Origin of the sequence: Aeromonas caviae, assembly GCF_000819785.1 — a bacterium.
GTDB classification, from domain to species: Bacteria; Pseudomonadota; Gammaproteobacteria; order Enterobacterales; family Aeromonadaceae; genus Aeromonas; species Aeromonas caviae.
The window spans coordinates 97,193-107,710 of record NZ_CDBK01000003.1 but is presented as its reverse complement, the minus strand read 5'-3'; the positions used below and the strand labels follow the sequence as shown (position 1 = coordinate 107,710).

At 64.5% G+C, this 10,518-nt stretch carries 10 protein-coding genes; all 10 read right to left on the bottom strand.

Going from position 1 to position 10,518, the window contains the following annotated elements; genetic code table 11:
- Nucleotides 1-408: 408 nt before the first annotated feature.
- A complete protein-coding gene (locus tag BN1120_RS00485) occupies nucleotides 409-1,539 on the bottom strand; it encodes a ribosomal protein uL16 3-hydroxylase (protein WP_041214786.1) in 1,131 nt (376 codons plus the stop codon).
- A gap of 152 nt (nucleotides 1,540-1,691) precedes the next feature.
- On the bottom strand, nucleotides 1,692-3,062 hold the full coding sequence (gene purB, locus BN1120_RS00480) for an adenylosuccinate lyase (protein ID WP_042014264.1): 1,371 nt from the start codon (nucleotides 3,060-3,062) through the stop codon (nucleotides 1,692-1,694).
- Between the two features lie 30 nt (nucleotides 3,063-3,092).
- Nucleotides 3,093-3,704, bottom strand: a complete 612-nt coding sequence (hflD, locus tag BN1120_RS00475) for a high frequency lysogenization protein HflD (RefSeq protein WP_010673618.1) — start codon at nucleotides 3,702-3,704, stop codon at nucleotides 3,093-3,095.
- A gap of 279 nt (nucleotides 3,705-3,983) precedes the next feature.
- Nucleotides 3,984-5,090 carry a tRNA 2-thiouridine(34) synthase MnmA gene (gene mnmA, locus BN1120_RS00470; RefSeq protein ID WP_010673619.1) on the bottom strand — a complete coding sequence of 369 codons (1,107 nt, stop codon included), beginning with the start codon at nucleotides 5,088-5,090 and terminating at the stop codon, nucleotides 3,984-3,986.
- A gap of 158 nt (nucleotides 5,091-5,248) precedes the next feature.
- Nucleotides 5,249-5,716, bottom strand: a complete 468-nt coding sequence (locus BN1120_RS00465; protein ID WP_042014263.1) for an NUDIX hydrolase — start codon at nucleotides 5,714-5,716, stop codon at nucleotides 5,249-5,251.
- A gap of 64 nt (nucleotides 5,717-5,780) precedes the next feature.
- Nucleotides 5,781-6,662 (bottom strand): pseudouridine synthase, encoded by an 882-nt coding sequence (locus tag BN1120_RS00460; protein ID WP_042014262.1) that lies wholly within the window; start codon nucleotides 6,660-6,662, stop codon nucleotides 5,781-5,783.
- Nucleotides 6,663-6,744: 82 nt separating this feature from the next.
- Nucleotides 6,745-7,212 carry a GNAT family N-acetyltransferase gene (locus BN1120_RS00455; protein ID WP_042014260.1) on the bottom strand — a complete coding sequence of 156 codons (468 nt, stop codon included), beginning with the start codon at nucleotides 7,210-7,212 and terminating at the stop codon, nucleotides 6,745-6,747.
- Nucleotides 7,209-7,403 (bottom strand): MerR family transcriptional regulator, encoded by a 195-nt coding sequence (locus BN1120_RS00450; protein ID WP_052455387.1) that lies wholly within the window; start codon nucleotides 7,401-7,403, stop codon nucleotides 7,209-7,211. The genes BN1120_RS00455 and BN1120_RS00450 overlap by 4 nt, the downstream gene beginning before the upstream one ends.
- A 7-nt stretch (nucleotides 7,404-7,410) precedes the next feature.
- Entirely contained in the window at nucleotides 7,411-8,172 is a 762-nt protein-coding gene (locus BN1120_RS00445; RefSeq protein ID WP_042014259.1) for a DUF3142 domain-containing protein, read from the bottom strand.
- Nucleotides 8,173-8,175: 3 nt separating this feature from the next.
- Nucleotides 8,176-10,296: a hypothetical protein gene (locus tag BN1120_RS00440; RefSeq protein WP_042014258.1), complete on the bottom strand. Its 2,121-nt coding sequence runs from the start codon at nucleotides 10,294-10,296 to the stop codon at nucleotides 8,176-8,178.
- Between the last annotated feature and the right edge of the window lie 222 nt (nucleotides 10,297-10,518).

Sequence of the window (10,518 nt, the reverse complement as noted above, 5' to 3'; positions counted from 1 at the left end):
TTCATGTCAGTCTTCATGGTTAAGGAATTTCCGCCGTGCAATATACACCAGTTTTTGGATACTTTTTATGATCCAGAAACAACGTTTTGAGCGAAAACGGCCTCAATTTGAAAGATAACGTTTTCGCTCACAGCTCATTTTAGGGGCTAAAATAATTGATTTTCCGCAACTGAGGTCATTTGGTTCCCATTTCTGGCCCCGCATCCTGCCCGCTCCCATGTTGTTAAATGACAAATAACAGGGCCCCCTTGCCGGGGCGATCCGGCCCGATGCCGTTGGCCGTCATCCAGTGTAGTCACTCCCTCCCGCGGCGTCAGGGCGAAGCAGTGCAAGGCAGGAGCCGGTTGGCCTACAGCGGAAAAAACGCCGCCCCTCCCGGCACGCCGGGAGGGGCGGCAGCCCCCTGGATCAGCCGAAGAACCAGTAGCCGCGGTTGACCAGCCGGGTCAGCAGTTGCAAGAAGCCCGCCTGATCGGCCAGTTCCACCAGCGCGTCCTGGGTGATGATGTCCTTGTCGCACAGGAGCGCGATGGCGGCCGGATCCTCGCTTGGCAGGGTCCAGGCTTCGCCGTCGATGTAGCAGGTGCGGCTCTCGCCGCTGAACCAGACGCTGCGCAACCCCGGCACCTTGATGGCGGGCTCCCCCTGGCTCAGCAGGTCGGCCACCTCGTCGGCGCTGTAGTCCGGCTCCACCGGATTGACGTCCAGATCGTGCTTGGCCTCGGAGATCATGGTGCCGAACCACTCCTTGAACAGGGTCTCGTCGTCGAGGGCCTGTTGCATCAATTCCCGCAGGCGGTGCAGCTCATGGGGCTGGATTTCCCCGTGGCGGGTGCGGGGCTGGAGGTCCGGGTCGCCGTAACGTTCGGTGCGGATCTCGTTGTCGATCAGGTGATCGGCAAAGGAGGAGACAAGGGCCTTGGCGTCCGGCGCGCGGAAGCCCACCGAGAAGTTCAGGGAGGGCTCGATGGCGTAGCCCTCGTGGGGGAATCCGGGCGGGATGTAGAGGATGTCGCCCGGCTCCATGATGACGTCGATGATCGCCTCGAACGGCTCGCAGTGCAGCAGGGCCGCGTGGGCGGCAAACTCGTTCAAGGGCTTGGCATCGCCGACCCGCCAGTGGCGCTTGCCCTGACCCTGGGTGATGAAGACATCGTAGTTGTCGATGTGGGGGCCGACACCGCCGTGAGGGGTGGAGAAGCTCACCATCACATCGTCAAAGCGCCAGCCCGGGATGAACTGGAAGGGCACCGCCAGCTCGTGCACCTCGGGTACCCAGTGGTTGCACGCCTGCACCAGCACGGTCCAGTTCTCTTCCCCCAGGTGATCGTAGGATTCGAAGGGGCCGTGGGCCGCCTCCCACTTGTTGTTGAAGCGGGTGACGAGGCGCGATTCGATCACCTCTTCCATGGCCAGACCCGCCAGCTCGTCCGGGCTGATGGGATCCTGAAAGTCGATGAAACCGCCCTTGATGAGGAGCGGGCGCTTCTGCCAGTAGTGCTCGAGGAAGTGAGCGATATCCAGATTGAGTTGGTACATGGTGCTTCTCGTATCTTGTGAGAGGGCTTGCCCAAGGCGGGCTTGGGCAAGGGCTCTGAAATGGCCCGATAGAGGGTGATCATATCAAATGGGCCAAAATCAACGGGGGCCCTGCCGTCATGACAGAGCCCCCGCCGGTTCGGTTACATCACTTATTTCAGCAGATCGACCAGACGCTGGGCGTCGCCGATGTAGTTGGCCGGGGTCAGCTTCTTCAGCTCGACCTTGACCGCTTCCGGCAGTGCCAGGGTGTCGATGAAGGTGCGCATCCCTTCGGCGTCGACGCGGCGACCACGGGTCAGCTCTTTGAGCTTCTCGTAGGGCTTCTCGATGCCGTAGCGGCGCATCACGGTCTGGATGGGTTCCGCCAGCACTTCCCAGTTGGCGTCCAGATCGGCGGCCATGGCGTCCGCGTTGGCTTCCAGCTTGGAGATGCCCTTGAGGGTCGCCTGATAGGCAATCAGGGAGTAACCCACCGCCACACCCAGGTTGCGCAGCACGGTCGAGTCGGTGAGATCACGCTGCCAGCGGGAGATGGGCAGTTTGCTCGCCAGGTGCTGGAACACGGCGTTGGCCAGACCCAGATTGCCTTCGGAGTTCTCGAAGTCGATGGGGTTGACCTTGTGGGGCATGGTGGAGGAGCCGATTTCGCCGGCGATGGTGCGCTGCTTGAAGTGACCCAGGGAGATGTAACCCCAGACGTCACGGTCAAAGTCGATCAGGATGGTGTTGAAGCGGGCCAGGGCGTCGAACAGCTCGGCGATATAGTCGTGGGGCTCGATCTGGGTGGTGTAGGGGTTCCAGGTCAGGCCGAGAGAGGTGACGAACTCCTCGGAGAACTGGTGCCAGTCCACATCCGGGTAGGCGCTGATGTGGGCGTTGTAGTTGCCCACGGCACCGTTGATCTTGCCCAGCAGCTCCACCGCCATGATCTGCTTGAGCTGGCGCTCCAGACGGTAGGCGACGTTGGCCATCTCCTTGCCCATGGTGCTCGGGGTCGCCGGCTGACCGTGGGTGCGTGACAGCAGCGGCATGTCGCGGTACTCGACGGCCAGGCGCTTGATCTCGCCGATGAGCTTTTCGCAATAAGGCTTGATCACCTCTTCCCGGGCGGTTTTCAGCATCAGGCCGTGAGAGTTGTTGTTGATGTCTTCCGAGGTGCAGGCGAAGTGAATGAATTCGCTGACGGCGGCCAGCTCCGGGTTCACTTCCACCTTCTCTTTCAGGAAGTACTCCACCGCTTTCACATCATGGTTGGTGGTGCGCTCGATCTGTTTGATGCGGGCGGCATCCTGCTCGTTGAAGTTGCTGACGATGCCGTCAAGCACGGCATTGGCTGCCTCGCTCAGGGCAGGGACTTCCGGGATCCCGGCGTGGCTGGCCAGTTTTTGCAACCAGCGCACCTCGACTTCGACGCGAAAACGCAGCAGACCGAATTCGGAGAAGATAGGGCGCAGGGCATCGGCCTTGTCGCCATAACGACCGTCAATCGGGGAAACGGCAGTCAGCGCGGACAGCTCCATGGGGTGAACTCCTGATGATTGGTGTGGGGGTTAAAATCGTTTGGCCAGTTCCACCATCTTCTTGCGGGCGAAGATGATCTGGGTACGGCTGCCGCCGAGCTGGCGCCACAGCACCACGGCGCGGATGCCTGCGAGCAGCAGGGCGCGCACCTTGTGCTGCACCAGGGGCTGCTGCAGGAAGAGCGGGGTGCCCGCCACCTGGATGCGCGGCCCGATGGGGCTGATAAGGTCGCTGTAGATGCTCGCCATGTTGGCCAGGATCTGCTCGTCGAGCAGATCGAAATGCTGTTGCTGGCGGCCGATCTGGCTGATCCGCTCCCCCAGCATGTTGAGGATGTCCTTGCGCTTGGCAAGCTTGCGCTCCAGCGCGATCAGGCTCACCACGTAGCGGGTCAGCTCGGCATTCTTCTGGCTGCCGTCGGCCCCCAGCTGTTCCACCAGGGCGCGATAGCCGTCGCGAATGGCCAGGTGGCTGCCGAACACTTCCAGCGGCTGCGTGGGGTTGGTGACCAGAATGCTTTGCAGGCTCTCGCGCAGGGAGGCTTCGTCGCAGGAGCCGTCACGGGCCACTTTCTGCACCAGATAGGCGGCCTGGCAGATGCCTGCGAAGGCCATGGTTCTGTCTTGGAATTTGTCGCTCATATCTTCACAGCCCTGTTCTGTTCTTTCACCGGCCGATGCCATTATCCGGCCTGGAATGTGTCGGCCATGTCTTCACAGCCCTGTTCTGTTCATTCACCGGCCGATGCCATGATCCGGCCTGGACGTTGCCAATCATGTATCGCTGCCTGGTACTGTTTTTCTTTGTCCCCTCTCCCTCAGGGAGAGGGTCAGGGTGAGGGTGGTTACCCCCTCATCCCCAACCCTTCTCCCGCGAGGGGAGAAGGGAGTACAGCGCGGACGCTCGTGAGCGCCCAGCCCTTAGACCGGATGGCTGAAACGTTGTTCGATGATGCCGCCGCCCAGACACACTTCCCCGTCGTAGAAAACGGCGGACTGGCCCGGGGTCACCGCAGCCTGTTTCTCGTCGAAGATGACCCGGATGGTCTCATCGTCGATGGGCTGGATCAGGCAGGGGATGTCTTCCTGACGATAACGGGTCTTGACGGTGCAGCGGCGCGGCGCGCGAATGGGGGTGCGATCCACCCAGTGGAGCTGGCTCGCGACCAGGCCGTCGGAGTAGAGGCGGGGGTGTTCCCCTTGCGCCACCACGAGCGTGTTGCGCTCCACCTCTTTGTCCACCACGTACCAGGCCTCTTCGGTGGCATCTTTGCGACCGCCGATGCCGAGCCCCTTGCGCTGGCCCAGGGTGTGGTACATCAGCCCCTGATGCTCGCCGATGATCTTGCCGTCCACGGTTTCGATGGGACCGGGCTGGGCGGGCAGGAATTTGGCCAGGAAGTCCTTGAACTTGCGCTCACCGATGAAGCAGATGCCGGTGGAGTCTTTCTTCTTGGCGGTGATGAGATCCAGCTGCTCGGCGATGCGGCGCACCTCGGGTTTTTCCAGATCCCCGACCGGGAACAGGCTCTGACCCACCTGGGCTTCGCTCAGGGTATAGAGGAAGTAGCTCTGATCCTTGTTGGTATCGAGGCCGCGCAGCAGGCGCGGGCGGCCGGTGCTGTCGTCACGGCGCACATAGTGGCCGGTGGCGATGTAGGTGGCACCCAGCTCTTCGGCGGCAAATTCCAGGAACGCCTTGAACTTGATCTCCTTGTTGCACAGGATGTCCGGGTTCGGGGTGCGACCCGCCTTGTACTCTTCCAGGAAGTGCTCGAACACGTTGTCCCAGTATTCGGCGGCGAAGTTGATGGTGTGGAGTTTCATCCCCAGCTTGTCGCAGACGGCCTTGGCATCAGCCAAATCCTGGGCGGCAGAGCAGTACTCGTCCGTGTCGTCTTCTTCCCAGTTCTTCATGAACAAGCCTTCGACCTGATAGCCCTGCTGCTGGAGCAGGTAGGCCGAGACGGAAGAATCCACGCCGCCGGACATGCCGACGATCACCTTGATTTGGCTGTTGTCTGTCATTAGTCGAAGTTACCAGTTCGTTTAAACGGGGCGTATTCTACCAGAGTTTTGCGCCCCCGGTCACATCTCCCTGCCGCCGTTCCCCTCGGAAGCCCGGCGGCGGGAAATCGTTTTTCTTGTCTCGGCCCCATAGCGTCAAAAAGAGCGTCCAATGGCGCTTAGATAAAGGCCTTGAGGGCCGACAGCGGCAGCCTGGTGCCTGCCAGATAGTCCTGGATGCACTGCCACACCAGGGGGCTTCGCAGGGCGGGCTTGCACTCGGCAATCTCCTCCAGGCTGAGCCAGTGACAGGCCAGTACGTCACCGTCGGGATCCTCTGGATGGTGCTGACCGGGCGACTTTTCAAGGTCGAAGATGACGGCGGTGCGCACAAAGGTGGCCTCGCTGTCCGCCGGTTTGAAGAGGTAGACCCCGAGCCAGCCGGTGGGCGTGGCTGTGAGTCCGGTCTCCTCCTTCAGCTCGCGGCAGGCCGCCTGGATGAGATCTTCTCCCGGCTCCACGTGGCCGGCGGGCTGGTTGAAGCGGCGCTTGCCCGCAATCTCCTCTTCCACCAGCAAGAAACGCCCCTGCCAGTGCACCAGGGCGGCCACGGTGAGGCGGGTGGGCAGCGGTGGGTGATCGCTCATAAGGACTCCTTGTCTTGTTGGCTGTGCCCCGGTAGGGGCGCTCGATGCAGATCCGTTGTCGCCTTCATTCAGAGGGCTTGGTGCGAGCCGGACGGCGGGCGGTGGTGCGCCCGCCGCTGCGATTGGCCTGGCGCGGGTCTGCCCCGCGGCGCTCCCGCCCCTGGGGTGGATCCTGATCTGTTGGCCGGGCGGTGCGGGGGACGCTGCGGCCAGTGCCCCCGGCTGCGGCGGCTGGTCGTGGCGCGGGTGCCAGCTCGGGGGCGGGCAGGGCGCGGCTCTCTCCCGGCGAGAGCCCATCGAGGGTCCACTCCCCGATGGCGTAGCGGATGAGGCGCAAGGTGGGGTGGCCGATGTGGGCGGTCATGCGCCGCACCTGGCGGTTGCGCCCCTCCACTATTTTGATCTCCAGCCAGCAGGTGGGGATCTCCCTGCGCTCGCGAATGGGCGGGTTGCGTGGCCATACCGCAGGGTCATCCATGATGCGCGCCCCGGCGGGCAGGGTCATGCCGTCGTTGAGTTCCACACCGGCGCGAAGGGCGGCCAGTTTCTCCTCGCTCGGGATGCCTTCCACCTGCACCCAGTAGGTCTTGGGGGTCTTCTCTCCCGGCTGGGTGAGGCGTGCCTGCAACTTGCCGTCGTTGGTGAGCAGCAAGAGCCCTTCGCTGTCTCGATCCAGCCTGCCCGCGGCATAGATGCCGGGCTCTTTGATGTAATCCTTGAGGGTCTCGCGGCCCCCTTCGTCGGTGAACTGGCAGAGCACCATGTAGGGCTTGTTCAGGAGCAGCAGCTTGCGATCCGCCGGGGCGGGGGCCGGTTTGCGCTCGTTGACGCTCCCTGTGTGCCGGGCCTCCCGGCGTTGGGATGGGGGCACCGTGGTGGGCCCGCTGGCCGTGCGGCCTGCGTCAGGGCGGGCGGAGAGGGAGAGACGGGGACGGGCTGATTTCATCGCATGCCTACCAAAAACAGGGGATGGCGGAGTGTACCACAGGGGGCGGCCATCAGTGGGAGAGCGGGGCTTCCCTCTCGGATCAGGGGGAGGCGGTGCCCGGCGCCAGTGCGAGGGAGAGGCGCAGCATGTCCTTGTGCTGGATGCCGTGCTCAATCAGGGGCTCGGGATAGTGGATGAGGAAGTGATCCTTCACGACGGCATGGACGCGAAAGCCGTGGCGCTGGTAATAGGTGAGCTGGTGGCCGAAGCTGCCGGTACCGAGCTCGACGCGGCCTATCCCCTTCCCGGCCAGGTTCTCCAGCACGAAGCGCAGCAGGCCGGAGCCGATGCCCTGCTGCTGGCGGTTGGGGGCAACGGCGATGTTGAAGATCTCGGCGGTTTGCTCCCCCATCAGGCCCGCCACGCAGGCCCCCACGACCTCGTTGTCCGCCAGGGCGGCAAAGCCCCAGGCCCCGGGCAGGTAGGCGGCGATGCGCGACGCGGCGGGATCGGCCTCCAGCAGCAGGGCCAGCGGTAGGTGGGTGGGGTTCATCTCGACAAACGTCATCCTTGTTTCTCTTCCTGTTTGTGACGGCGCGCGCCGCGCAGCACGATGGCGGGCTTGACCGATGTGGTGGCTTGGGCGGCGTTCCTCTCGCACGGCATCTCGCCCGGTGCGGATGCCAACAGCCGGATCAGGGTCTGCCACTGCTGCTTGTTGTGGGCACACTCTTGCCCCTGTGCCCCGATAGGGTTCATCCGCGTCTCAGTGGGCATCATGCCGGGGAACAGGGGCGCTGGTCCCCGGGATCGGCGCCGGGCGGTTGAGCAGGAAGACCACCTCGCCCCGGTAGTGGGGGGAGGCGGCCAGTGTTGTCTGCCAGGCGGGATCCCACTCCCCATCCTGCACCAGCCCTACCTTGAACGGGATGGTCAGGTGCGCCATGGCGGGCAGATAGGCCTGATAGCCCGGCACCGTGCGCGTGCCCTGATAGGTCTGGATCACCAGCTCGTCCACGGGCAGGCGATTGAGCTCTGCCACGTCCCCCGTTTTCGCCCAGTCGAGCAGCCCCGTTACGCTGAGCTTGCACCCGGGAGGCAGGGCGCGCCGCAGTTGTTGCAGGGCGTTGCCATAGCGATCGAGCTGGCGGGTCGCCGCATCGAAGTCGATCTGGATGCCCGCCACCCTGGCCCCGGCCGCGCGCCACCCCTCGTAGAGGCGCACCAGCACCTGCTCGTGTGCGGGGGAGAGGGGGAGGGCGTTGACACGCACCACCAGCCAGACCTGCCCGGCCTTGAGGGGGGAGGGAACCCGCCCCAGCTTGGCGAAGCGGGGGCCGCCGGGCCTGTCCAGGATCTCCCCCTGATGCAGATAGAGGGTGCTGGCCTGCTCCAGTACCGGCTGGTGGCGGGTGGCGGACCAGAGCCAGAACCCGTGATAGGCGCTGGCATCGACACTGGCCTCAAGGGGGGTGGCCAGGGCCGTCAGCAGCAGCGCCAGCAGGGCGCGTTCAGGGGGTCTGCTCATGGCTCACCAGTAGTATTTGAGGGATCTGGCCCACACCGAGTTGCCATAGCGTTGCTTGAGGGTGTTGAACCAGGCCTGCCGGGTGCGTTTGGGGATCTCCTGGCTGTCGCAGCTGTTGTAGCCGGAGGGGGCATAGCACTGGATGGCGCGATAGAGGGCATAGCTCTTGTCTTCGGGCTCCGCCTTGGGGTTGGCCATCACGGCCTGATAGAGGGCGAGGCGACTCGGGAACGTGGGGCGCTCGTCTTGCGCCAGCCCCCAGATCATCTCGCGATCCTGCCACAGGTCGATATGGGGATCCCGGCTGCGCAGATACTCCCCGAAGCAGTTGAGGGCATGACCATCGTCGGGGCGCTGCACCAGGGTGCCAAGGGTCTGGGTCAGATCCCGGCAGTGGTAGCCCTGGGGCGTCCCCTCTCCGCGCCACTGGAACGCCGAGAGGCGCACATCCCCGTTGGGCACGGGTTCCCAGGGCGCGTCGGCGGGAGGGGTCGCCTCCTTGTAATCGGCGGGGATGAGGGCCACATCCTGCAAGAAGGTGGCCGGGTCGCTGGCGATGAGATCCCGCACCAGCAGGGTATGGAGCGCAATCTGCCGCTCCGCCGCGCTCGGGCCCTGACTGGCTTGCTGGCGCAACAGGGCGGGTTCGGCCTCCTGCTTGAGCACGGCCGCGCGGATGCGCAGCTGGGTGATGGGGCTGCCCGGCTGGAAGATGGCGGCCGTGTTGCCGGTGCGCACCCAGTGATCCGCCAGCACGTTCTCCACGAACGCCTGCTGGGCCTGACCCAGGGGGGAGGCCACCAGTGCCATCAGGGCCTGCTCGGCCTTGTCGAAGGCCTTCATGCCCTGCCAGGCCCAGATGCGCAGCATCTGGTGGCTGAATGCCAGGGTGGCATCCTCCTGCCCCGGGGAGGGCAGGGCCAGCACCTGCTCGAACTGCTTGTCCAAAAAGAGGGCGTAGGCCTTGAGATAGGCCGCCTGCGCCTGGTGACCGGTTTTTTGCAGGTGCGCGATGGCGTCGTCCAACTGGGCATCTTGCCAGTCCCGCGGCCGCTCATAGGTCGGTCTGAGACCCCGCAGGGCATTGACGAACAGCAGCGTCGGCTGGGCCGAGTCCTGATAGGCCGCCTGATGGCGATAGGCATCGCCACTGAGCAGGGTGAGATCGATCTCGTTGACCAGGGCCTCCAGCGCCGGCAAGGGCTGGCGGGTTGCCATGGCCTCGTCATAGGCATCCCGCAGGGCGCCGAGATCACCGGCCATCCACTGGATGCGTCTGAACAACCCTCTGGTCGAGCTGGCGTAGCGCCCTTGCGGGTAGGCCGCCAGATAGGCCTGACCCTGGGCCATGGCGCGGCGAAGGGCCTCCTTGTCGCTCCTGGTCACGTCCTGATCGCCGTATTCGTCCTTCGCCTCCTTCATCGCGAGGTTGATCTCCGTGCGCATCACCATGTAGGTCGCGCTCTCGGCCACCCAGGGGGCCTTGGCCTGCTGCAAGGCGGCAAAGCCTGCGCGGGCCTCCTCGAAGCGGCTCTCGTAGAAGTGCCGGGCGGCCTGCAGATACCCCTGCCACTCCAGGGCAGCACCGCTCATTTCGGTAGCGGGGGCCGGGCTCTCCTGCTGCCCCAGGATCAGCAGACGGCTTCGCAGCAGCGACGTGCGCTCTGGGTCGGGCACCTCGCTCTGCTCGAGGGCGTCCAGAAACGCACTGACCGAGGAGAGGGAGTTGGAGATGGCGTGGCCGTAGAGGGAGTCGTGGCCCGCGTAGTGCTCGAGCAGCGGGGGGAGAGACGGGTCGTAGGCGGCCAGCCGGCTGCCGAGCTGCTCGCGCAGCGCCGGGTCCTCCACCTCCTCCGGCTGGGGGAGGCGGGTGAGGTAGAACAGCGGCTGACTGCGCTCGTTCAGCGGATCCGCCGGCAGGGTGAAGGGGAGGGGGTGATGCTGGGCATCCCCCAGCAGCATCAGCAGGTTGCCCCGGGTGTCGTTCTCGTTGAGATAGAGCGGATAGGTGGGGAGAGGGCAGTCGGTGAGCCAGAAGCCGCACCCGTCACCGTCACCGGAGGCGAGAGCGGGCAGTGCAACCAGCGTCATCGCCAGCACCGAGCAGTGGGTCAGAGATGTCATGGGATCGCTATCCGTTTGTGGGCCCGCGCCGTGCGTGATGCCCGGGCCGGAAAAGGGTTTTGCAGTGGCGGGCAATAGTACGAAAGAGGGTCACAAACGACAACCCATTCTGACCTGGTCTGCGCTCTCTCTCAGGACGCCTGCGCCATCCCCCTGTCCCGAGCATGTGCTCTTTGCAGCTTTGCGGGTGTCAGTATCTGCCATCGCCATACATCGCCATAC

What these genes read in the sequence shown, in the direction of transcription:
- BN1120_RS00485 (WP_041214786.1), bottom strand. Translation starts at nt 1,539, where the DNA reads ATGTACCAACTCAATCTGGATATCGCTCACTTCCTCGAGCACTACTGG.
- purB (WP_042014264.1), bottom strand. Translation starts at nt 3,062, where the DNA reads ATGGAGCTGTCCGCGCTGACTGCCGTTTCCCCGATTGACGGTCGTTAT.
- hflD (WP_010673618.1), bottom strand. Translation starts at nt 3,704, where the DNA reads ATGAGCGACAAATTCCAAGACAGAACCATGGCCTTCGCAGGCATCTGC.
- mnmA (WP_010673619.1), bottom strand. Translation starts at nt 5,090, where the DNA reads ATGACAGACAACAGCCAAATCAAGGTGATCGTCGGCATGTCCGGCGGC.
- BN1120_RS00465 (WP_042014263.1), bottom strand. Translation starts at nt 5,716, where the DNA reads ATGAGCGATCACCCACCGCTGCCCACCCGCCTCACCGTGGCCGCCCTG.
- BN1120_RS00460 (WP_042014262.1), bottom strand. Translation starts at nt 6,662, where the DNA reads ATGAAATCAGCCCGTCCCCGTCTCTCCCTCTCCGCCCGCCCTGACGCA.
- BN1120_RS00455 (WP_042014260.1), bottom strand. Translation starts at nt 7,212, where the DNA reads ATGACGTTTGTCGAGATGAACCCCACCCACCTACCGCTGGCCCTGCTG.
- BN1120_RS00450 (WP_052455387.1), bottom strand. Translation starts at nt 7,403, where the DNA reads ATGAACCCTATCGGGGCACAGGGGCAAGAGTGTGCCCACAACAAGCAG.
- BN1120_RS00445 (WP_042014259.1), bottom strand. Translation starts at nt 8,172, where the DNA reads ATGAGCAGACCCCCTGAACGCGCCCTGCTGGCGCTGCTGCTGACGGCC.
- BN1120_RS00440 (WP_042014258.1), bottom strand. Translation starts at nt 10,296, where the DNA reads ATGACATCTCTGACCCACTGCTCGGTGCTGGCGATGACGCTGGTTGCA.